The 23,690-nt window shown below is 43.4% G+C and carries 17 protein-coding genes; 5 read left to right on the top strand and 12 right to left on the bottom strand.

The window, feature by feature from the left end:
* Positions 1-50: 50 nt before the first annotated feature.
* From DWW85_RS06840 to DWW85_RS06795, 10 genes are all read right to left on the bottom strand, one after another.
* Positions 51-740: a YkgJ family cysteine cluster protein gene (locus tag DWW85_RS06840; RefSeq protein ID WP_117808119.1), complete on the bottom strand. Its 690-nt coding sequence runs from the start codon at positions 738-740 to the stop codon at positions 51-53.
* Positions 733-3,576 (bottom strand): ECF transporter S component, encoded by a 2,844-nt coding sequence (locus tag DWW85_RS12920; RefSeq protein ID WP_117808118.1) that lies wholly within the window; start codon positions 3,574-3,576, stop codon positions 733-735. The genes DWW85_RS06840 and DWW85_RS12920 overlap by 8 nt, the downstream gene beginning before the upstream one ends.
* On the bottom strand, positions 3,528-4,442 hold the full coding sequence (locus DWW85_RS06830; protein ID WP_179970001.1) for an energy-coupling factor transporter transmembrane component T: 915 nt from the start codon (positions 4,440-4,442) through the stop codon (positions 3,528-3,530). The genes DWW85_RS12920 and DWW85_RS06830 overlap by 49 nt, the downstream gene beginning before the upstream one ends.
* Entirely contained in the window at positions 4,435-5,424 is a 990-nt protein-coding gene (locus DWW85_RS06825; protein WP_117808117.1) for a DUF4430 domain-containing protein, read from the bottom strand. Before DWW85_RS06825 ends, DWW85_RS06830 begins: the two co-directional genes overlap by 8 nt.
* Positions 5,425-5,515: 91 nt before the next feature.
* Positions 5,516-7,564 carry a hypothetical protein gene (locus DWW85_RS06820; protein ID WP_117808116.1) on the bottom strand — a complete coding sequence of 683 codons (2,049 nt, stop codon included), beginning with the start codon at positions 7,562-7,564 and terminating at the stop codon, positions 5,516-5,518.
* Between the two features lie 380 nt (positions 7,565-7,944).
* Complete coding sequence (locus DWW85_RS06815; RefSeq protein ID WP_117808115.1) at positions 7,945-8,385, bottom strand: thioesterase family protein; 441 nt, start codon at positions 8,383-8,385, stop codon at positions 7,945-7,947.
* A gap of 89 nt (positions 8,386-8,474) precedes the next feature.
* A complete protein-coding gene (locus tag DWW85_RS06810) occupies positions 8,475-10,148 on the bottom strand; it encodes an AMP-binding protein (protein WP_117784457.1) in 1,674 nt (557 codons plus the stop codon).
* Between the two features lie 422 nt (positions 10,149-10,570).
* Positions 10,571-11,941, bottom strand: a complete 1,371-nt coding sequence (locus DWW85_RS06805) for an ArsB/NhaD family transporter (RefSeq protein WP_117808114.1) — start codon at positions 11,939-11,941, stop codon at positions 10,571-10,573.
* 153 nt (positions 11,942-12,094) lie between these two features.
* On the bottom strand, positions 12,095-13,546 hold the full coding sequence (locus DWW85_RS06800; RefSeq protein ID WP_117808113.1) for a 4Fe-4S dicluster domain-containing protein: 1,452 nt from the start codon (positions 13,544-13,546) through the stop codon (positions 12,095-12,097).
* Positions 13,547-13,628: 82 nt separating this feature from the next.
* Complete coding sequence (locus DWW85_RS06795) at positions 13,629-14,393, bottom strand: YwaF family protein (RefSeq protein ID WP_181986525.1); 765 nt, start codon at positions 14,391-14,393, stop codon at positions 13,629-13,631.
* A gap of 632 nt (positions 14,394-15,025) precedes the next feature.
* Between DWW85_RS06795 and murC the strand changes: the two genes are divergently transcribed.
* The 4 genes from murC to DWW85_RS06770 all read left to right on the top strand — a co-directional run bounded on the left by murC (position 15,026) and on the right by DWW85_RS06770 (position 20,204).
* The gene (gene murC / locus DWW85_RS06785; protein WP_117808110.1) at positions 15,026-16,408 is read left to right on the top strand and encodes a UDP-N-acetylmuramate--L-alanine ligase; all 1,383 of its coding nucleotides are present in this window, start codon (positions 15,026-15,028) and stop codon (positions 16,406-16,408) included.
* Between the two features lie 312 nt (positions 16,409-16,720).
* Positions 16,721-17,884 (top strand): DnaD domain protein, encoded by a 1,164-nt coding sequence (locus DWW85_RS06780; RefSeq protein ID WP_117808109.1) that lies wholly within the window; start codon positions 16,721-16,723, stop codon positions 17,882-17,884.
* 19 nt (positions 17,885-17,903) lie between these two features.
* Positions 17,904-18,908 carry an ATP-binding protein gene (locus tag DWW85_RS06775; protein ID WP_117808108.1) on the top strand — a complete coding sequence of 335 codons (1,005 nt, stop codon included), beginning with the start codon at positions 17,904-17,906 and terminating at the stop codon, positions 18,906-18,908.
* Between the two features lie 96 nt (positions 18,909-19,004).
* Positions 19,005-20,204 (top strand): ribose-phosphate pyrophosphokinase, encoded by a 1,200-nt coding sequence (locus DWW85_RS06770; protein WP_347465299.1) that lies wholly within the window; start codon positions 19,005-19,007, stop codon positions 20,202-20,204.
* A 140-nt stretch (positions 20,205-20,344) separates the two neighbouring features.
* Here the strand turns inward: DWW85_RS06770 and DWW85_RS06765 are convergent, their stop codons facing one another.
* Both DWW85_RS06765 and DWW85_RS06760 read right to left on the bottom strand, forming a co-directional pair.
* Positions 20,345-22,039 (bottom strand): AAA family ATPase, encoded by a 1,695-nt coding sequence (locus DWW85_RS06765; protein ID WP_117808107.1) that lies wholly within the window; start codon positions 22,037-22,039, stop codon positions 20,345-20,347.
* A 2-nt stretch (positions 22,040-22,041) separates the two neighbouring features.
* Entirely contained in the window at positions 22,042-23,094 is a 1,053-nt protein-coding gene (locus DWW85_RS06760) for a DNA repair exonuclease (protein WP_242996071.1), read from the bottom strand.
* A 104-nt stretch (positions 23,095-23,198) separates the two neighbouring features.
* On the opposite strand from DWW85_RS06760, the gene DWW85_RS06755 reads away from it, so the two are divergent.
* A complete protein-coding gene (locus DWW85_RS06755) occupies positions 23,199-23,495 on the top strand; it encodes a hypothetical protein (protein ID WP_117808105.1) in 297 nt (98 codons plus the stop codon).
* Positions 23,496-23,690: the final 195 nt, after the last annotated feature.

The following is a 23,690-nucleotide window of genomic DNA, read 5'->3' as shown; positions in this document are numbered from 1 at the left end:
CTCCCCGCCTCTTATCCGCATTTATACCGTTCCCGATCAGGATCTGTCTGCTAGATTCCTGACTCAAGCAGTTCTTTCAGATGCTCCAATCGCATCTCAAACTGCTCATAAAAATCCCGGTTCTCCTCATATCTCGCAACATACATGATATTCAGAATATACATACACATCTGCTTGATCCGTGCATCCTTACTTTCTTCTGCCCCGTCCTGCATACGGATCCGTGCAAATGTCTCCTGCACCTGCTTCTGAAAATCATGCCACTCATTAATGTACTCTGTATATCTCGGCAGATCCGGTGTATCGATCCATTTTGATACCTTGACCTTCACCTTGCCTGCCCGATCACATTCATGGATCTGAAGAAAGTATTTAAATCCGCCATCCTCATAATATCTGCCAAGCGGAAACAGTCTGCAGAATCCCGGCCTTGCCGCATGGATCCCACATCTGCCTTCTGCATTTAAAAAAGTACATGTCCCATTTACCATCTTGATATTTGGAAGGATCAACCCATCTACAACATTTAGCTCTATCGTATCGGCAAGCAGAGCTTCAAAACTCTTCCCTGTCTCCTTTGTCAGTCTGCTCACATCCAGCGGATCTAAGATGATGGAATTTCCCATTCCCTCACAGCAGGCATGACACCCTTTACATTCATTGCAATATGCTTTTACCATATCCGTCTGATCGTATAAACGACCATCCGATATCTCTTCCAGACTACAATTTCTAAGCATGCTGTTTTACCTCACACAATACTCCATATTTTATCTTGATCCGGTCCAGTTTCAGCAAAAATGGCCGGGCCATGATCCACAGAAACAGAACCGTCGCAAATCCCTGTACCACATCAAACGGAAAGCCGGTTACATACGCTGCCACGATCATCTTAAGGTTCACTGCCGGCTGCCACATGATCACAGATGCCGGATTCATGATACCGCCATAGATCAGAATACAGCACAGGCCGCCAAAGATACACAGGCCAAGTTTCGTCACATTCTGACTTCTGACCCGACTGTTATTAAATACAAGCCCCGCCGCAAAACCAACCAGGCCAAGTGAAAACATCTGCCATGGTGTCCACGGTCCCTGTCCAAATACCATATTCGATACCAGCATCGTCACTGCTCCGGTCACAAATCCGGTCTCACATCCAAATGCTACCCCGCTGATGATCACGATCGCCATAACCGGATTAAAATTCGGGATCATAAAAAATGCTGTTCTTCCGACTGTAGCAAGCGCGCACAGAACTGCCACCGTTACAATATCCCGTGCTCCCAGTGCCTTTGTCTCAAAGGCTGTGAGAAACGGTATCATCATTTCGATCAGAACCAGAAGAGAAATAAAATAATACTTCCGGTCTGACAGAACCGTCTTGCCAAACCAGATCGTTCCTGCCACTGCTGCAATACAAAGAACCGTTATGATCATTTTTTTTCTGCTGATCCGGTTCCTTCTGCGCAGGTCAATATCCTGATCCCTGTTTCTTCCGACCGGACGCAGCAACAGAATATATATGACCGTTGCCAATATAAATATACCATACAAGATCAGATATTGTATACCTTCTCCGGTCACCGTTCCATCCTCAATCAGCCGGGTCAGATCCGCCTGTGTCATTGTCTTATAAAAACAGAACGCCATGATAACCGTTGTAAGTAGAAGTCCCAGTTTTCGGACAAATGACATTTTTTCCGGTTTTTTCTCCTGTATTGATATCTCGCTTTGAGTGCCGCTTCCTATCCGGTCTTCTTCCTGCTTTGCTTCGTCATTTTCCTTCCTGTTCCCGGTATCTGTCCATACAATTCCGTCATCTATATCGTCATCCGGTTGATCCCATGCACCGGTTTTGCCATATGCATGCAGGATATCCTCAACCGTTACAGCGCCCCGGATTGTTTCTTTTGCTATTCTGGCTGCCGCAGTCGTATAGAATTCATTTCCTGAAAAATAATCGTTTGTTCCCGCAACCGTTGCCACTCTGCCATCAAAGATCAGACAGATCCTGTCAGCCGTTTCTGCGCAGAATTCAATATCATGACTTACCATCACGATCGTATGTCCGGAAGCTTTAAGCTTCTTCATCATATGCGAAAACCGTTTTTTAAATGCTGCATCCATGCCCTTTGTCGGTTCATCCATCAGTATCACATCCGGAGCAGCAAGCAGTACCTTTGCAAGTCCAAGTCTCTGCTGTTCTCCCCCTGACAGATCATATGGATGCTGCGTCAGTACAGATTCCAGCCGGCAGAAATGAATACTTTTCCAGATCATTTCCTTCGAAATCTCCTGCTCCGCCACCTCAAACGTCCCATGTCTGCGGATCAGTCCCAGTTCTTCTCCAACTGTATTTGCAGTAAATAACAGCTTGGGATCCTGCGGAAGATATCCGATCCGGAGTTGCTTCTCCCGCCGGATCCTGCCTCTGTCCGGCCGGTAGTTCCCTGCGATCAGGGATAACAATGTTGACTTTCCGCATCCATTTGTACCATTTATGGCAAGGATCTCCTGCCGCTTTACCGACAAGGTAAGTCCGGACAATACCTCTTTCTCCATGGATGAATAATGAAAAAAAACATCCTTGATATTGATCACGTTCTCCGCTGTCTGATTTTTTCCCTGCGTATCCGCCTGCTCTGACTGTCCCCCTGCTGCCATCTGTTCATGTTTCTCATCATACTGCCGCAGCCATTCTCTGCCCTCTGCAACTGTAACCGGACAGTCTGTAACTCCATAACCTGACAATCCAAATGCTATCCTGCATGCCGCAGGGATCTCGATTGCCGGTGCATTCTGTGCCAACAGCACCACGCCATCTACAATGCTTCCATCATAGATCACTCTGCCATCTTCCATCAGAATGAACTGGCTGCACATCGGCCAGATTTCCTCCAGTCTGTGTTCTGTCAGGATCACTGTAGTTCCAAGTTCCCGGTTAATACGATACAGGCACTGAAAAAATTCCCTCGCTGCCATTGGATCTAACTGGCTTGCCGGCTCATCTAAGATCACCACCTCCGGCGCCATTGCCATGACTGATGCCAGGTTTACCAACTGCTTCTGTCCGCCGGACAATTCATTTACCTTTTTGTGAAAAATCCCATCCAGACCAAAGAACGAACACATTTCCGCTACCCGCTTCTGAATAAAGGCATTGTCATATCCAAGACTTTCCAACCCAAATGCAAGTTCATGCCATACCTTATCCGTTACAAGCTGTGCATCTACATCCTGTACAACAAATCCGATCTGCTCCGTCTGTACACGATCATCTATGTCTCCAAGTTTTTTCCCCTGAAAACAGACAGTTCCTTCCCGTTTTCCACGAGGTGTCAAAACGGATTTCAACTGTCTGAGCAATGTCGTCTTCCCACTTCCGGAACCACCTGCGACAATGACAAAGCTGCCCTTTTCTATGGAAAGGCCGATATCCTTTAATACCGGCTTCAGATAAACATCATCCCTCTCCGATGCAATATCCGGATATGCAAATGTCAGATTATCGATCTCATATAATTTCATCTTTTCTTCCTTTCCCGGATTGCCTGATACAAATGCATCACACATGGCAGGCTTACTAATAACAGATAGCCTGCAAATACCGCAGTTCCCATTCCGTCTGATCCATTTCCTGTTATATCCGGATAATACTGCCAGTCGATCACGCCCCGGATCATTCCTGCCGCAACAAAGCTTCCCGCTGCCAGAATCACGACCAGACAGCAGCCATCACTTTTTCTAAAATGAAATAACGAATATGCTGTCCTGCCTTTTAACCCATATCCCCGGCTCTTCATACTGTCACCTGTTATGACCGCCCGTTCTAACGCCCAGGTTGCTGCCGAAGAGATCACTCGCATACCGGTTCGAAGCCGTTTAAAATATTTCCCAGACATCACACAGCCTGCCGCTTTCTGTGCCTGATATACCTGCCGGATCCTTGCGGTAAATTCCGGCAGGAACTTCAACGTCATAGACAGAACGATCGACAGATACGGTGCCAGCCGCCCAAACAGATAGATCATTTTATCAGAAGTCATGATCCTGTTGAAGGATGAGAACCAGCACAGTACTGTCACCAGCATTACAGCAGCCGCTATACCATACAGAATAGATTCGAGCGTCAGCGGATTGCCGGACGGCAGATACCGCAGGATCGTCACCCCCTGATGACTGAATGCCGGATTAATGAGTGCCGTCAATATCACAACCGGCAGCATATAGCGCAGATTCTGATATAGTGCCCGTCTGCCATTCAGGCAGATAGAATATGAGACCGCTCCCAAAAAAGCGATCCCTAAACTAACCGGATGAAGCGACATCATTGCAAATCCGATGACAAATATAAAATATATCAAATTCACGATTGGATGACTGTCTGCAAATGCATCCCTTCTGATCTTCTTCACCTGTTTCTCCTGTCTGTTATTCAAAATATGGATTTCCTACATCTGCTCCAAGGTCACAGGTGTATTTCCATTCAATCTTATCTCCATCTTTCAATACATATTTTGAGCATCCAAATGCCGGGAACTTCCCATTGACACAATACTCCCAACCGGATAATTCTCCGCAGTCAAATTCATACAGATTATGGATTCCCTCAATGTAGTAGCTTCCGTATAATGCAGTAAAGGAATATTCAAGCTGTATACTCTTTTTTTTCGTGATATCCTTTAATACATCAAATACGGTCTGTCCCTTTTTAAATTCTACCTCGATTTCCTTCAGGATCCAGCCATCGGCAGGTACACAGGACTGCTTGCTCTTATCTAACATATTCCAGTTTTTCAGAATATTATCGCAGTTAATCGATATCGTGCAGGTATATGTCTGCTCCTCGGTCTGCTTCTGCTCTGTCGTTTCCGGTTCTTCCGTTGTTGCAGGCTTCTCCGGTTTCTGATGCGCCGGCCGTTCCGTCGTTGGAGCTTCTGTCGTATTCTGCCCCGGTTCTTCTTCCGTCGTTGGCTGTTCCGTTATTTCCGGTTCTTCTTCCGTCGTCGGCTGTTCCGTTGTTTTCGATTCTTTTGTTTCAGTCGTTTGTTCCGTCGTTGGCTGTTCGGTCAGAACCTCTGTCGTCCCTGAGGAGCCTTGTCCATCCGGGTCATATGGATCCTGTCCATCTTCTGTTGACACTCCTTCTGATGTCTCATCTGTACGATCTGTGTCCTGACTATCAGCGTCCTGACCGTCTGTTGTTTCCGATTCCGTCATCGATGACCTTCCGGTTTTCTCCTGACCAGTTTCAGTTTCTGCCAGTTCGGTCGAATTCCGGAATTCCGCATGCTGCTTTCCAAATCCGGAAAAGCCTCTGGAACCCGGTGCATTTCCACCATACCAGAATGCCACGGTAAGGATCAGCACCACCGCCAGAATACCAATTATTTTTTTTATATTTTTTTTAATGAACTTCATATACTGCTGCTTTCTGTCATACGGTATTTATTGTACCTGTAGTTTCTGTTCTCCGGGTATCTGCATGTTTAGTCAGCTTCTACGATCCCGATCACGCCCGGATATTTACGGTCTTGCTCCAACTGCTGTAATACTTCCTTTTATTCACCGTTTTACAGCTCCGGATCCGTACATAGTATTTCTTTCCGGCTTTTAATCCGGCTATAGTCTTTTTCACGGTTCCGGCTTTTTTTATCGCGATCGTCTTTGCCCCCTGCATGGACGCCTTCGTTCCATACATGATCTGGTAACTGTTCGCCTTCGTGTTCTTCTTCCAGGAACACTTCAGTCTGCCTTTTCCTGTCTTTTTTACTTTCAGGGCTGGCTGTTTTACCCGGTATATTGTGTGTATGGAACTGTATGCTCCATATACACCATCCGCATACGCCCGTATCTTATATGCGTATTTGCTTCCATTTGTAACTTTAGTATCTGTAAAGGAACATCCATTTGCCGCCTTTACCGACTTATATTTCTTCCAGGAGCCATTTCCCGCTTTACGATATATGATATATTTCTCTGCGCCTGTCGTCTTTTTCCATTTCAGCCGGATTCCGGTTTCTGTATTTGTCACCGAAGAAATCACCGTTGCCGTCGGTGCGATCGTGATCGTTCTGCTTACGCTTCCGGTATAATCACCCTTACCTTTTACTACGACCGTTGCCTTGCCCGACATTTTATTATTCTTATATGTGACTGTATAATCTGTGTCTTTTTTTAAAGTGATCGTTGTTCCATCCAGCTTTTTACAGGTAACAGTCACTGCAGGTCTGATCGTCTTTCCGGTATATATGTATGCGGTCTTTGAAATGGTTACGCTGCAATCTGTCAGATCCATAACACATGCTTTATCCGCATCTGTCATATCATACAAGGTTGCCTTTTTATTCTGGAACCTCTGATACGCTACCAATGCGTAAAACGACTGCTCGGTCGCCATCTGATTGCCGGATTTTTCCGTGTCTACATGTTTAAACATTCCGGTTGATGATATATAAAAATACAACAGACCATCCAGCACAGACTTTCCATTTTTTACAAAACGACTGTCCGTGCTTCCATCAATTCCAAGACTGGATAAAGTCACCAGCACCTGTGCCGTGCTTTCTGCATTCTCACTTCCATATGAACTGTATGCTCCGGAGGTTTTCTGCATATCTGAGAGAACTTGTATGTTCCGGTCCACTGCTTCCCTGATCTGCTTCTGAAGTTCTGTTCCAACAGTTATCCGTCCGGTATAATATGGTGCAAATGCCTGCAATGCCATTGCTGTCACATCCGGATCTGCCCCCTGTGAATCACTTTTCGTCAGATTAAATCCACCATCTGTAAGCTCACTGCTTAATATATAAGATAACAGTTTTTCTCTGGATACCTGGGCTGTTGTTTTACCCGATGTGATCTGCGGTATCTCATAATTACCGGAATCCAGCGCAATCAACGCCCAGATTGGTCCATTTAAGCCCTGTTTTTTTACATATGTCATATCCGATAAAGCTGCTGTCAGATCATACCCTTCTACGTTTGACGCATCTATCCCCATAGCAGTCAGTGCAAGAATGGCTCTGGAATTTTCCGTTCCCTTTCTGCTGTCGAGCTTCAATGGCACAGTCTTTGCACTTCCACCTGTAGTTGTTCCATCAGCAGATGCCTGTGCTTCTCCGGCTGCCTGTAATACCCGTACCAGATTCTCATAATAGGCACGATACCACAATACATTCTTCCGTCCATAACGGCTTTCTCCGATCACAGCCCACTCGCCACCGATTGAAGCATTTGCAGGGCCATACCAGTCTACGACGGAAGTTCCGCCTGTTTCATCTGCCACTTCCACCTTATAGGTTGTCAGCTTTTTCTCGATTGCAACAGACGTTTCCTTCAAAGCCGCCTTATAATCAATAGAAGTATCCGAAGCTGCCTCTACCTGACTAAGCCCCGCGATCACACCTGTGCCTGCCTGTTTGCCAGTTCCGTCAAATGCTCCATTCACAGCAACCTGTCCAAACAAGGAAACAGCCATCACCATTACCAACATATAACTAACAATTTTCGTCCAATGCGATCTATACATTTTCTCTCTGTTTTCTTTTATCTTTCTCATTCTAACCTCATATCATTTCAAAATACATCATGCCCTGCAGCCATGATCTTCATAATCTTTCTTAACAAGTTTTCCTAACAAGCTCATCCATAATGCTCATACATAATACCTGATTCCGCATGGAAATCCCCTATATCAAGCCTATACTAGCAATTATAAAACAATGTGTCAACAGCGAGGATCTGGCAGGGAAACACAAACAAATGTAGCTATAAAAAACGCCCACGCCGTGATCAGATATTTCTTTTGGCAGACCTTGTCTCCCGTCGGTCCTTGATGAACCGCTCTGCGGTGAATTTAGTACCGCTACGTGAGACACAGAACGAAAGTGTTCTGCATAAAGAAATGTTCTGATCACGGTGTGAGCGTTTTTTATAATATTATTCTTCAGCCTGCTGCTTCATGAGCTCCTTGAAGAACGCATCCTTCTCCGGATAACGTTTCCGCATGAACACCGGCTTATTGTTCTCATCCAGCAGACAATGACAGGATGTGCCGACGCACCGAAGCTCTCCAGTCTTCTTGTCATGTACTTCATAGGAAAATCCAATACGGATGCCTGTGTACTCTGCAAGCTTTACATAGATCACAATGTTGTCTCCATATCTGGACATGGTTTTGTATTCCGCAGATACCGACAATACCGGAATAATGATATTGTCGTCCTCGATGGTCTTGTAATCCCATCCAATCTGCTTCATCCAGTCCAGTCTCGCTTCCTCAAACCATCTGATATAGTTAGAATGATGAACAATTCCCATTCTGTCAGTTTCATAGTAATAAACCATACGCTCATATGGCTTAATTTCCATATCTATCATTTTATGAACATCTCCATTTCCTGCCTGCTTCTCACAGGCTATGTCATTTCATCTGCCTGTAATCTATCCCAGCAGATAATCGTCCGGACTTATTTCCAGTCTTTCTCTTTGATCTCTACACGTCTTACCTTACCACTGATCGTCTTTGGCATCTCATCGACAAATTCGATCACACGAGGACGTTTGTAGCTCGCCATGTTCTCCTTGAAATAACGCTTCAGCTCTTTCTTCAGGTTATCATCGCCAACCGTTCCTTCTGTCAGAACGATCGTTGCCTTGATCGCCTGTCCTCTGGTTCCATCCGGTATAGCTGTAACTGCACATTCCAGAACATATGGGATCTTCATAATCTCATTTTCAATCTCAAAAGGTCCAACACGGTATCCGGCAACCTTGATGATATCATCCACACGGCCTACGAACCAGAAATATCCATCCTTGTCCATATATGCGGTATCACCCATGTGGTAATAACCGTCGTGCTTAACTTCTTTTGTCATTTTCTCATCATTATTATAAGTAGAGAACAGACCATATGGTTCGCCATCTGCAATCTTAATAACGATCTCACCGGTCTCATCTACATCAGCAAGTGTTCCGTCCGGTCTCATAATGTGAACATCATAGAGTGGGCTTGCCTTACCCATGGAACCCGGTCTCGGTGTTGTATTTTTCAGATTTCCGATTGCAAGTGTAGTCTCTGTCTGACCAAAGCCTTCAAAGATCGTAAATCCTGTCATCTCTTTGAATTTATAGAATACTTCCGGATTCAGGGCTTCTCCTGCGGTTGTGCAGTAAGTCAGTGCGGAAAGATCGTATTTGCTCAGATCCATCTTAACAAGGATTCTGTAAAGGGTCGGTGGCGCACAGAAGGTTGTGATCTTGTACTGTTCTACAAGCTTCATGATATTGTCTGCACTGAATACATCAAAGTCATAAACGAAAATACAGGTCTCGCATAACCACTGACCATAGAGCTTGCCCCAGAGAGCCTTACCCCAGCCGGTATCGGATACTGTAAAATGAATACCATCCGTCTTTACGTTATGCCAATATCTTGCTGTAATATAATGTCCAAGTGCATACAGATGATTATGTGCAACCATCTTTGGATGCTTGGTTGTTCCTGATGTGAACATGATGATCATGGTATCATGTGCATAGACTGTATCTTCACCTGTCGGACGTGCAAATTCTTTGCTGAATGAAAGGATATCTTTATCAAATGGATGGAAATGCTCTCTCTCACCATTTACGATAACCTTGATCACCTTATCATCCGGATCGATGGCTGCCATTGCATCCGGAATCTTGTCATCAGCTGTACATACAACAGCCTTTACATTTGCAGCTTCAATTCTGTATCTGTAATCTTCTACCTTTAAGATATTGGTTGCAGGAATTGCTACAGCTCCGATCTTGTGAAGTGCAAGAATCGTAAACCAGAACTGATAATGACGCTTTAATACCAGCAGCACTCTGTCGCCCTTCTTGATACCAAGGCTCTTATAATAATTTGCTGCCATATTGGAATACTCTTTGATCTCTTTAAATGTAAACTTCTTTTCTTCCTTATCTCTGGACACATAGATCAACGCTGTCTTATCCGGTGTCTTTTCTGCTAATGCATCCACTACATCAAATGCAAAATTGAAGGTCTCATCATTTGTAAATTCAATCTTGCTTAATACACCATTCTCATCAAATGCTGTCTTGACAAACTTTCCGGCAATTCCTTCTTCCGGTTTTAACTCTGTTATCATACTGTCTGTTCCTCCGTAAAATAATGATCTATATAATGAAAAATGTGTTTCCTTTTTTCACGTTTTCGCAACTTCGTTCTCGGTTTTTTCAGACTTTATTCTGGGTTTTTCGTTAACTTCAAACGTAGTTTTGAAAACTACTTTACCTATAGTACCATATTTCACTTATCTGTCAACAGTTTTTTGCAGTTCATTTTTACAAAAAACGGGGGAATTATAACTACAACCAGCTAATTATATATTGACTTACGTCGATTTCTATTCGCTGCATATGCCTGATTCGTAAATACTCCTGTGCCAACTCGTCCTTCGGACTCAAACAGGCACTCGTATTTACTGGCACTATGCATCTCATTACGAAATCTTTGGTAATGTCAATATATAATTAGCTGGTTGCAGTTATATTCCACCTTTATTATAATTTAGAAATATCGCAGATAAATGCAGACCATTGAGATCAGAATAACGATAACGGATGCCGGAGCCGATACCTTACAATATTTGCCCCAAGAGATCGGATGACCTTCTTTTGCCGCGATCGACATTCCGACAACATTTGCCGATGCCCCGATCGGAGTCGCACTTCCACCGATATCTGTACCCATTGCCAGTGTCCATGCAAGAACCGAGAGATCCACACCTGTCGATGCTGCCAGAGTCTTGATAACCGGGATCATGGTTGCGGCAAATGGAATATTATCTACAAATGCACTTGCGATCGCGGATACCCAGATAATAATGGCTATCATTACCTTGGCATTTCCATGGCTTACCTTCCCGATAAATCCGGCTGCCAGTTCCAGAATACCGGTCTGCTCCAGACCGCCGACTACAACAAACAGACCAATAAAGAAAAGGATCGTCTTATAATCTACATTTTTTAAAATATGTCCGATATTCTTTCCTGATGTCAGAAGAACCAGTATTGCTATAAACAGACCGATAAATGCAACTGTCAGTCCGGTCTGTGCATGTGTGATAAGTAAGGCAACCGCACATAAAAAGATCACACAGCTAATGGCAAATGCCCGTTTATCCGTGATCGCAGATACCGGTGATGGATGATCTTTCTCCGAAGTCTGTGACGCCGAAGATGCAGTGAGTTCTTTCCTGAAACAAAAATAAAAGTAAAAAATAATAACCACCAGTGAAAGTACCGCCATCAGGCCGGTATTTGTAATAAAATCGGAGAACGAATACCGAAGGGATGTTCCGACAATGATATTTGGAGGATCACCACACATTGTTGCCGATCCACCCAGATTTGCACAGAAGATCTCAGACAGGATCAGCGGAATCGGATTAAAGTCCAGAAGCTGCGCCAGTTCCACCGTAACTGCTGCTAAGAACAGGATAACCGTGATACTGTCAATGAACATAGCAAGGACAAATGACATGATCATGAATGTAATAAATATCGGAATGACCCTATACCGAACGGCTTTCGCGATCGTCATACATAGCCAGCGAAAGAAACCCGCCTTTGCCATACCTTCTACCATAACCATCATTCCCGCAAGAAAGATAATCGTGGCCCAGTTGATACCACCCGTACTCTCGGATGAGGCTCCTGCCTCATACCAGAACGAAAGTGTAAAAATGTTTCTGATATTTAATGTTTCAAGTATCGCATCCATGCTGTGCATTGCTACACCAAATACCAGAACAAGTGTTGCCAGTCCACATACCAATGTGATAACATGACGCTCAAATTTTTCGGATATGATCAATCCGAACATAACTACAAAAATGGCAAGTGCCAAAATCTGTGCTACCATGCGTGTAACCTCCATTGAAAAAAATGCCGCCGGGCTTATTTTATGTTTCGTCTGGCGACATTTAATTTTCTTACTTTCTTCTTTATTTTCTTTTGTTGTTAATAGTTTCTGCTTTTCCCTGTAATATCAGAAGTCCCCACATCCGATATTACAATTACCTTCTTATATCTAACGGATCATATCAACCGTTTCTGCATTCTGTTTGTCCAGATTGTCCTTGATCAATATATCCGATGATTTTGCAAGTGCTGCATTTCTGTCACGCATTGCAAGATTTGGATCCCGGTGTCTCGATGGACCGCCGACACAGCCACCTTCACATACCATACCTTCGATGAAGTCTTCTGGAAGTCTTCCGACCTTCATCAGCGTCAATGCCTTCTTGCATTCGGTTATGCCACTGCATTTGCATACAGATACATCACCGGTACAGCCAAGTTCTTTCATACTTTCAAGAACTGCTGCGGTTACACCACCTGCATTTGCAAATTTCTTACCATAGATACTGCCCTGATCATCCGTATCTTCTTCCGGCTCCAGCTTTACACCCTTTGCACGAAGCATCGCACGGATCTCACCATAAGTCAGTGCATAATCTGCAGTATCCTTCTCTCCTGACATGGATTCCGCTTTCTTCGCGATACACGGTCCAATGAATACAGTAACTGCACCCGGAAATTTTTCCTTTATATAACGGGATGCTGCACACATCGGTGATACTGTCTCTGAGATCGCATCCTTTAATGTCGGAAAATGCTTCTCAATATAGTTCTTAAATGCCGGGCAGCAGGAGGTTGTCTTCTTCTCCCCCTTCTCCTTGGCTTCGATCCATTCCTTCGCCTCATTCATGGCAGTCATATCCGCTCCAAGTGATACATCTACAACATCATAAAAACCAATCTTCTTTAAAGCGGTTCTCCAGCTTGACATCGTAATATCTGCACCAAACTGGCCGATCGTTGCAGGTGCAAGCATAGCAAACACCTTAATATCTGAACGCATCTTCTTAATGATATCCACGATAAATGTCTTAGAACCGATCGCGCCAAACGGACATTTATGGACACAGGAACCACACTGTATGCATTTGTCCTGATTGATCACGGCAATACCGGTACCATTATCGGCCACCGAGATCGCATCCACAGGGCAGCTCTTCATGCAAGGTCGTACCAGATCTGCGATCGCATTATAAGGACAGGCTTTTGCACACTGCCCACACTCTTTACATTTAGATGGATCAATATAGGACTTATCCCGCCCCATGCTGATCGCTCCAAACCGGCAGGCTGCCTGACAGGCTTTACCCATACACTTCTGACAGTTATCTGTTACTACATATCGGGAGATCGGACATCCTTCACAGGCGGAATTAATGACCTGTACGATATTTCCGTCATCTTCAGCACCCGGTGCTTTACCTTCCGCAAGCCGGATCCTCTGTCTGATAACCTCTCGTTCCCGGTAGATACAACATCGAAATGCCGGCTGCGGTCCCGGAACCATCTTATAAGGAAGACTGTCTCTTTCTTCCTCCAATCGTCCGGCATACGCAAGCTTGGCAACTTCATACAATACTTCATGTTTTACTTTTAAAAGCGTCGCATCGTTTGTTATCATTTTTTCTCATTCTCCGTATTCTATCTTCCGTATACGCAGTTCTTTCTGCGCATATTTTCTATTATTATGACTTTTTTCTCAACTAATTCTTCCTATTAATGTATACCACATTTTTACCACAAAAGGAAGCGATTTTGTCCAGTATTCCATATATAACCAAAATACAAAGAATGACTGCAACGGCATACGTGATCAGATATGGAACATAGCCATGCCGCAGATAAACAGACAGAAATGGAGAACCATTGGACGGATAACAGAGGAACATAAAATTGCAGCCCCAGATCCTGTTTATAACATAGACAGAGGGAACAACTGTAAACAAGAACAAAAAGATCTGCCAGATCCTTTTTATAGAAGGTTTGTATCTGCCGGATGTCAGAACAAGCACCGGAATGAGCACTAAAAGTCCATGTATCAGAAAAGAATTGATGTGCATGTAATTAAATAACGGATATCTGGTCCAGTCCGGAAATAACAATGCTGCCATTGCACCGGGCATACTGATCACGCACATAATTTCTCCTAGAAATTCCCGGTGGAAAAATGCAAATCCCAGTTCCACAAAAATCGCCAGTCCGCACATCTCAAACGGAAGATATGATATCCCCATCTCCCCAATCAGGATCAGATAGATATCTTTCAATGATTCCAGGCATACCGATGCTGTTGCCAATATCTTCAGGATCTTATCCTGTGTAGCAGCATCCACCCTTCTATATCTATGACTGACAACCAGGCATACAGATACGATCCCGACCAGCCACCCCATATGAATCCATCCAAATAACGAAAAACCACCTTGCTCCGGCAGCTCATCCCAATATCGAAAAAAATCTCCAAACATACCTATATCATCTCCATAACCAGACATTTCATGCGATATAATGAGCAAAAGGTGCTTCCGTATATCCGCGCCATGGTCTGGCGGTGTTATAAAATATCATTGCGAGGATTTCGTCGTGAACTGCGCATTGTCAGTAAATGCGGGTGCTTGTCTGAGTCCGAAGGACGAGTTAGCACAGGAGCATTTACGAATCAGACATGTGCAGTGAACAGAAACCGCAGTGAGATATTTATAACACCGCCAGACCACGGCACGGATATACGGAAGCACCTTTTGTTATATTTAAAAAAGAAAAGAGCCACCAAAATGGTGGCTCCAAATGAGGGGGGAAAGGATTCAAATATATGAAAAGCTTTCGTATTGTATGTTACAGTATATATGTGAACATTTCATGAACGATATGTGAACTATTTATGTTTTCCATGTCAAAAAAAACGACAAATTTCTGTTAATAATCACGGAAATCTGCCTATATTTGACATGATACCGTATAATTTTCTATTTTTCGTTTTCATTTTGTCCGCATCGCACACTAAATTCTGAACTTTTCAATTTTTATGAAAAAATAATCCACTCCTTTTTTATCTATGCTATAATACTCACAAATATTCTTTTCAGGAAGGCGAAACATCATGTATAAAATTGATTTTAATCATCCAATAAATGTACATTTTATGGGAATCGGTGGTATCAGCATGAGCGGACTTGCCGAAATTCTTATTAAAGAGGGTTTTAAAGTCACCGGTTCCGATATGAAAGCATCCCATATGACAGATAAACTTTCTGACATGGGTGCTCTGATCAATATCGGACAAACCGCAAGCAATATTACAGATCAGATTGACCTTGTCGTATATACAGCAGCCATCCATCCGGATAATGAAGAATTTCAGGCTGCAAAATCCAAAAATATCCCTATGCTGACAAGAGCACAGCTCTTAGGTCAGATCATGGAGAATTACAAATACTCCATCGCGGTCAGCGGTACTCATGGTAAAACAACCACAACTGCCATGCTTTCTTATATTATGTTAGAGGCCGACGTTGACCCGACAATTTCCGTTGGCGGAATCATCGATGATATCGGTGGAAATATCCGTGTAGGTTCTTCTGATTACTTTGTAACAGAAGCCTGCGAGTATACAAACAGCTTCCACGCATTCAAACCATACATCAGCATTATCTTAAATGTTGATGCGGATCATCTGGATTTCTTCAGCGGCATTGAAGAGATCGCGGAGTCATTCCACACATTTGCAACAAAGACTCCTGAAAACGGAAAAGTCATTGTAAATGGTGATATGCAGTATTTTGATACCGTAACAAGAGATCTGAAGTGCCAGGTTATTACTTTCGGTGAAGATCCAAAGAACCATTACAGCGCTGCAAATATCCGCTTTGATGAATTTGGCCGTCCAACTTATACCCTTGTGATCGACGGAAAGGAAATCACCGACATCACACTTCATGTATTTGGAAAGCATAACGTATACAATTCCTTATCTGCTATTGCTGCCGCAACAGAGCTTGGCATCGGAATCGATGCGATCAAAGCAGGTCTGCTGCATTGTAAGGGTGCAGAGCGGAGATTCGAATATAAAGGAACGATCCTCGACAATGTAAAGGTCATGGATGACTATGCACATCATCCAACTGAGATTGCTGCAACCCTCGCCGCTGCAAAGAATACAGACTACCATGAATTATGGTGTGTATTCCAGCCTCATACCTACAGCAGAACATATGCCCTTTTCGATGACTTTGCAAAGGTCTTAAGTGTCTGTGACCATGTTATCGTTGCTGATATCTATGCGGCCAGAGAGAAAGACACAGGTCTGGTATCCTCAAAGCAGCTCGCCGAAAAGATTGCTTCTTATGGAACCGATGCGTTCTATCTGCCATCCTTTATGGACATCGAAAATTATTTATTGAAAAATTGCAAAAAAAATGATTTGTTGATAACTATGGGTGCCGGAAATGTCGATTCTATCGGAAATGAGCTGATAAAAAAATAATTATCCACATTATCCACAGAGCTGTGTGAAGGAGTTTTCCTCATACAGCTCTTTTCATTTGTTTACATAAAATTTACTTTCTTTTTTTCACAAATGCCCTGTTTTAGCACCTGTTCCCGATGTGCTAGTAACAAATAATTTTTTTATCCAAAACTTCTCCACATTATCCACAAAATCAACATCCCTGTCCATTTTTCCAACCGACTATTTGTTCTATTTGCAATTTAAAAAACACATGCTATAATGTGAGCACTTCTTGACCAGAGAAGGTTTGGAGACATCCAAAAGTTATGAAAGGCGGGAAAAGTTACCATGAGTTACATTACAATTTCAACAGAAGCAAAGGAAACATTTTCCCTGGTATCGAATCATTTTATTGATTATTATATGACCGAAGCAAATGGCGAATTTGTCAAGGTCTATCTATATCTTATCCGACTGTTGTCCTCAAAGGCACCGATCTCGGTAGCTGATATTGCAGATCATTTCAACCTCACAGAGAAGGATATCTGCCGTGCGATCCGGTACTGGATCAGCGAGGACGTATTACGTCTGGATTACGATGCATCCGGCCAGCTTACAGGTATTACCCTTCTTCCTCTGCATGAAAAAACAAAGGAAGAGGCAGACACCTCCCTGTCGCTCGACAGCATCTCTTTATTAAAGTTTCCGGAAAAGAAAAAGAAGCCTACTGTTCCAGCAGCAAGCAAACCGGTACATACCAAGAATACCATATCAGGACCGGAACCGGTTCAGAAACCGGCGTCTGTATTTCCGGAGAAACAGCCTTACTCTGCCGCCCTTGCAGCAAAGGCAAAGGAAGATGATGCATTTGCCGACGTGATATTTGAAGCAGAAACCTATTTCAGAAAAGAATTATCGGTGAATGATATCGAGATCCTGATCTATATTCACGATCAGTTAGGCTTCTCCACCGAGATCATGGAATATCTGATCGAATACTGTGTCAGCATTGAGAAACCGGATCTCCGTTATGCAGAGGGCATTGCCAAAAACTGGTATCAGGCCGGCATCCACACACTGGAGGAAGCAAAGGAAGCTGCTGAAAATGGCAACCCATTGTACCGTGCAGTCTTTAAGGCACTTGGTATCAACCGGAAAGCTCCAACCACAGGAGAAGTCGCATGGATGGATTCCTGGAATAAGGAAATGGGATTTGAACTGCCGGTCATCATTGAAGCCTGCAACCGTGGAATTGCACAGCATCCTCACGATGTAACATTTGCCTATATCAACGGTATTCTGAAAAAATGGCAGAAACAAGGTGTCAAAACAGTCGATGATATTGCCAAGGCAAGCACAGAATATCACGAAGCAAAAAAACGAAATACATCGCAAAAATCAAGTCAGTACAATGCTAAACCGAATGCTTTCAATTCATTCCAGCAAAAAGACATGTCGGCTGAGCTTGATGAAATGGAGCAGTTGTTCCTAGATGAGATAAATTCTCACTAAATAAGGATTATGTGTAATTATGAAAAATATAGATTATGATAGTATATTGTCAGGCTTTCAACGGAAGCGTCTTGAAAATGAAATTCTGGCAGACAATAGAAAAGCTGAAATATATGAAAAGATTCCTGAGATAAAAAAGATCGATCAGGAGATCGCTTCCTCTTCTATTCAGGCAGCAAGAAACAGAATACGAAAACTGCCTGTTAATATGGAAGACATCAACCAGAATAATCGGAAACTGGCAGCTTATAAAAAAGCTCTTTTAAAAGAACACGGATATCCGGAAGATTATCTGGAACCGATCTATGAATGTCCGCTCTGTCACGACACCGGCTATCAGGGAAGCCATCCCTGCAAATGTATGACACAGAAGGTGATTGACGAGCTGTACAACCAGTCCACGATCCGTGAGATCCTGGAGAGAGAGAATTTCTCTACTTTTTCCCTGAACTACTACAGCCGGGAGAATGATGGCACGCATAAGCATACGCCATACGAGAATGCCTCAAACACTCTGGCAGCTTGCAAAGATTATGTGGAGCATTTTGACGAATCCCACTCCGGTATTCTAATCTATGGAGAAACAGGACTTGGGAAAACCTTCCTGTCCAACTGTATTGCAAAGGCTTTGTTAGACAAAGGACACACAGTTCTTTATCTGACTTCAATAAATTTATTTGAAAATATTTTATCAGGCATTATAATGGGTAATGTGCGTGAAAAAGAAAAGATGATGTTATATGATTATATCTATAACTGTGAACTGCTGATCATTGACGATCTCGGCACCGAGGTTCCGAATACTTTCGTTAATTCCCAGTTATTTGAGATCATTAACATGCGCAACAACCGATCCCTTGCTACTCTGATTTCAACCAATCTGAGTATGCGGGAGCTTTCTGACCGGTATACGGAACGTATCATGTCCCGTATCATTGGTGACTTTAAGGTATTTCCATTATATGGAACAAATATCCGCTACACCAAACGAAAAGACCGGATCCAGAATAAAACTTCTAACTGATGGCATTGCAGTCTTCTGCATTTGCATATATACTATCAATGATACTAACAATATAAGGTATCGAATCATTACACTATAAGATTATGGAGGATATTTATCATGCCAGACGATAGCAAATTAGAAACCATACCCGTGGGCAGTCTCGGAATTGTCGCTCACAAAAGTTGTACAGGCCTTGGTGAAAAGGTTGATCATTATCTCGTAAAATGGAGAGCTAACAGAGACAATGTACACAAAGACAACATTGTTTTCCACGGATATGAAGCTGATACTTACCTGATCAGTGCCGATTGTCCACGTTTCGGCTCCGGTGAGGCAAAGGGTATTCTGAATGAATCCGTTCGTGGTAAAGATATCTATATTATGGTTGATGTCGGAAACTATAGCTGTACTTATACAATGGCAGGCCAGCCACAGCGTATGTCTCCGGATGACCATTATGCAGATTTGAAACGACTGATCGCCGCTATGACTGATAAACCAAAAAAGATCACAGTAATTATGCCATTCCTTTATGAAAGCCGCCAGCACAAGCGTTCTTCCAGAGAATCTCTTGACTGTGCCGTTATGCTTCAGGAATTAAAGTCTTATGGTGTTGACAATATTGTGACATTTGACGCACACGATCCTCGTGTCGTAAATGCCATCCCTAAGAGCGGATTTGAGAATGTACGTCCAACCTACCAGTTCATCAAGACCCTGCTCCGTACCACACCGGATCTTGAAATTGACAACAACCATATGATGGTCATTTCTCCGGATGAGGGTGCTATGCACAGAGCAATCTACTTTGCGAACCTGTTAGGTGTCGATGTCGGAATGTTCTACAAGCGTCGTGACTATTCACGCGTTGTTGATGGAAGAAATCCGATCGTTGCTCATGAATTCCTTGGTGATTCTGTTGAGGGCAAGGATGTTATCATCATCGATGATATGATTGCTTCCGGTGAAAGCATGATCGATGTTGCAAGACAGTTAAAGCAGAGAAAAGCAAAACGTGTTTACTGTATCGCTACCTTCGGTCTCTTCACAAAGGGTCTTGAAGTATTCGATAAGTGCCACGAAGAAGGTCTGATCGAAAAGGTCATCACAACCAACCTGACCTACCAGATGCCTGACCTGTTCAAGAAGGATTGGTACGAATCAGCCGATATGAGCAAGTACATCGCTCTGATCATCGACCACTTAAATCATGATGCTTCTATCAGCGAGCTGTTAGATCCTGCTGAGCGGATCAACGCACGTATCGCTGAGTACAAAGAAAAACATACCATCTCTGATAACTATGAGATGTAATTAAGTATAACTAAAAAACCCCGCCTGCATCCAGCTCTATCGTAGGTAGGGATTGAAACGCGTTGCACTGATGTTTCAATCCCTACCTGCAATAGAACTGGAAGTGGACAGGGATTTTTAATTTTTAATTTACAATCAATTTACAACTCTACATAATTATATTCCATAGAGAGATCATCCAGCATATCTCCAATGGCATTGTTTGAAGTAAAGATTATGACCTGATCGGTATCAATGCGGCTCATACAGTAGAGTGCATTTTTCAGACGGTGTTCATCATAGGCTGTAAAGATATCGTCTACAATGATCGGCATACGGTCTTTGCAGAGAAGCCCTGCGATGCACAGCCGGACAGCCAGATAGATCTGTTCAATCGTTCCGCTGCTTAGGAACTCGATCGGCATATAATGATCGTCGTCAAATACCGAAATATGCATATTTTCATCCAGTTTCACATCGTTATATTTGCCATCTGTAATGATACTGACGATCTCCGAAATATTCTCATTTAAACGGCCACCGAAATCATTATAAATATCCACCGATATATCATTGATAGTCTGGATCGCAAGGTCGATCGCCTTCTGTTCCTTCTCCATCACCTCAAACCGTTTCTGAAGCTCATCCCGTTTGCCCTTTAATTCATAATAGGAATCCCGCTTTGCTACGGCATCATGCTCCTTGAACTTCAACAGCTCTAATTTTGCATCATGTGCTTCCTGAAAATTCCGGTCGATCTCGATCCGGACTGTTCTGGATTCTGTAGCACGTCCAAGCTCATAGATCATCTGGTCGAATTCTGCCTCATCCGGTACTGCATCCGCTCCATCAAAGAAGCCCTTCCGGAATAATCCGTCAATGATCGTAACAGCCACAAATGCGATCGTACAGATTGTAAATAACTGCTGGATGGCTTTCTGGAAATTCAGCAAGTGAACCGCCAGCATAACTGCGGCAACAACCAGAATACCAGTCAGCATTATAATAAATATATTGTCAGTCAGCTTTTTCTGTGTCTTCGGACGGAACTCCTCGTCATCATCCAACGCTTCCACATCAAGGAAGATATGACTTCTGGTACGATCTTCGTCTTCATCCGGAATTGCTGCATTCTTCTCGTTTACAAGCTGTCTTGCCTCCCGTTTCAGCCGCGCGATCTCCATATTATAAGCATCCAGCTCTTCCCGGCGTTCTTCCCGGATTGCTTCCAGATCTCCGTCTACATCTCCAAGCGCATCCATCTGTTCATTTAACTGATCAATCTCTGCTGCCAGCTTTTTATTTTCAAAATTCCGGCGTTCATTTTTCAGATACCGGACCGCTTCTGTCTTATCAATATCGGCATTCCGGGTTGTGGTCAGATTTACCACATAATTGCCAAGATCCTCTGCCAGTTCCTTCCCCGGTGCAGCACCATGTTCTCCGATACAAAGGGTATTCGTATAGGTGCTTTTATCTACATCAAACAGGATGCCTTTATAAGAATTCGGATTCTTAAGCTGTACTTCTTTTCCTGTTTCAATCTCTGTCAGCGTTGCATTTTTATTTGTACGAAGGAAATTCCGCTCCAGAAGATAGCTTTTGTCATCTGTTACAGCGTATGCCTTTCCGGAATAACCACCGCCGTTTACCGGTTTGCGAAGCTCATAATTATCCAGCCTTGCTCCGATCCCTCTGGTCTTATCGATTCCATACAGCATGCCAACAATAAATTCTTTCACCGTTGTCTTACCGGATTCATTTGCACCGTAGATCAGATTCAAGCCCTTTTTCAGCCGGATCTCTTTATTATTAAATTTTCCAAATTCCTTTAATAACAGCTTATTTATATACATGATCACTTATCTCCAGTTGCAAGTATTGCTTCTACCCCATACTTTAATGCATGTTTGCTGATCTCATCCTCTGCATCCGCGAATCGTTCAATAAACTTTCCAAGCAGATTATCTTCATTATCCAGATGAAGCTTGTCCAGATCGTACTCACACAATGTATTATCCACGATCTCATAGATACGGTAGTTTCTCATCAGACCTGAAAAATCCGGTTTCAATCCATTTGCCATATGTCCGGACAGAATAATACGGTAAATATTCTGTGTCCCCATATTCTCCATCTGCTTCGCAAGAACATCCAGAATCTTTGCTTCGCTATATTCCGGTTTCACAGCAAGCCCCAGATTAATATAACTTCGACAGTTAAATGGCTCCCAACGTATCTTTGTCTCGCCATCCTTAATCTGTCCATAGATAAATCCATGTCTGCCGGTCTCTGTCCGGTCAAGCGGCTCTAACGAACCCGGATATGCCATCTTATTCTTCACGATATGCTTTGGTTTGTGGATGTGTCCCAACGCGCAGTAGTCAAATCCCGCCTCTGCCATTTGCCGAAAATTGATCGGAATATGCTTCTCATCTCCACCATGTGCCAGCAGAATATTGACTACATCCTCCATCTGCGGCATGATATCCGCATAGACATCTTCTGTATATTTCACCTGTCCAAAACTGAATCCTGTCACACAGACATTGATATCGTCCAGATATGCATTACTGAATGTGTCTGCCGGCATCAGCACTGTGTTCGATGTAAATTCATAACTCTCTGCCGGTGATCCTTTACTGATATAATCATGATTTCCCGCGATCATGATCGTTCTTGTATTTGTGAGCTTCGACAGCTTATAATCCAGACTCTTCAGATCCTGCAGGGATGGCTGTGCATGGAACAGATCTCCCGCGATCAGCAGCAGGTCTACTTTGCGTTCTTCTGCCACAGCCAAAAGGCGGTCAAATGTTGATTCGATCTCGTCTGCCCGCTCTTTGCTCCAGCTTTTATCTTTATCAGGAACGGCGCCCAGATGGACGTCCGCTATATGAATAAATCTCATAGGATAACCCCTTTTCTGTTTCTCAGCCAGAAAAACCTCTGGCAACTCACTCTTGATTATACCCCACCTGCCCCCTGATTGGCAATGGAATTTCTGGCTAATTATTGCGTCAGATCGACGCAAATACCGATGTCATCGAGATGGAAGCCGGTGAAAGCCAGTGGACATCCAGTACCAAGAAACAGATCGAGCGTCTGACATTTCTCACGGAAAAGCTGGTTTTATTATTCAAAATGGACGAGGAACAGCCACGGATCGAGATGCTGTCATTTGACCTCTCCGACCTCTTAACCGACGTCGTTACTTCCTTCGATGCTGTCTGTGCATCCAGAGAAAAGGAAATGACAACCTCGATCGAACCGAGTATCCAAATCAAAGGAAATGCCATAGTGCATATTTAACTATCAAAATTTATAGTCGAATGGAAGATACCATACTATTATGAAGTAAGCCTTATCCGAGGCCGGTACTTAAGTTGCATCTTTTGCAACTTTATGTACCGCTGCACGATAACTGAGACCTTAGCGAGGCTTTGCTGAGGTTAGTTCGAAGTTATACAGAGTAGGATACGAGCAAAAGCGTCTTACGGAATAATA

The organism is Clostridium sp. AF17-21AC, from assembly GCF_003461365.1.
In the GTDB taxonomy this organism is placed as follows: Bacteria; Bacillota; Clostridia; order Lachnospirales; family Lachnospiraceae; genus Coprococcus; species Coprococcus ammoniilyticus.
Note: the sequence above shows the minus strand (reverse complement) of the source record. Positions and strands in the feature narration are given on the sequence as shown.

Excerpts from the sequence above, each read along its gene's own strand:
- DWW85_RS06840 (WP_117808119.1), bottom strand. The coding sequence starts at position 740 with ATGCTTAGAAATTGTAGTCTGGAAGAGATATCGGATGGTCGTTTATAC.
- DWW85_RS12920 (WP_117808118.1), bottom strand. The coding sequence starts at position 3,576 with ATGTGTGATGCATTTGTATCAGGCAATCCGGGAAAGGAAGAAAAGATG.
- DWW85_RS06825 (WP_117808117.1), bottom strand. The coding sequence starts at position 5,424 with ATGAAGTTCATTAAAAAAAATATAAAAAAAATAATTGGTATTCTGGCG.
- DWW85_RS06820 (WP_117808116.1), bottom strand. The coding sequence starts at position 7,564 with ATGAGAAAGATAAAAGAAAACAGAGAGAAAATGTATAGATCGCATTGG.
- DWW85_RS06815 (WP_117808115.1), bottom strand. The coding sequence starts at position 8,385 with ATGATAGATATGGAAATTAAGCCATATGAGCGTATGGTTTATTACTAT.
- DWW85_RS06810 (WP_117784457.1), bottom strand. The coding sequence starts at position 10,148 with ATGATAACAGAGTTAAAACCGGAAGAAGGAATTGCCGGAAAGTTTGTC.
- DWW85_RS06805 (WP_117808114.1), bottom strand. The coding sequence starts at position 11,941 with ATGGAGGTTACACGCATGGTAGCACAGATTTTGGCACTTGCCATTTTT.
- DWW85_RS06800 (WP_117808113.1), bottom strand. The coding sequence starts at position 13,546 with ATGATAACAAACGATGCGACGCTTTTAAAAGTAAAACATGAAGTATTG.
- DWW85_RS06795 (WP_181986525.1), bottom strand. The coding sequence starts at position 14,393 with ATGTTTGGAGATTTTTTTCGATATTGGGATGAGCTGCCGGAGCAAGGT.
- murC (WP_117808110.1), top strand. The coding sequence starts at position 15,026 with ATGTATAAAATTGATTTTAATCATCCAATAAATGTACATTTTATGGGA.
- DWW85_RS06780 (WP_117808109.1), top strand. The coding sequence starts at position 16,721 with ATGAGTTACATTACAATTTCAACAGAAGCAAAGGAAACATTTTCCCTG.
- DWW85_RS06775 (WP_117808108.1), top strand. The coding sequence starts at position 17,904 with ATGAAAAATATAGATTATGATAGTATATTGTCAGGCTTTCAACGGAAG.
- DWW85_RS06765 (WP_117808107.1), bottom strand. The coding sequence starts at position 22,039 with ATGTATATAAATAAGCTGTTATTAAAGGAATTTGGAAAATTTAATAAT.
- DWW85_RS06760 (WP_242996071.1), bottom strand. The coding sequence starts at position 23,094 with ATGAGATTTATTCATATAGCGGACGTCCATCTGGGCGCCGTTCCTGAT.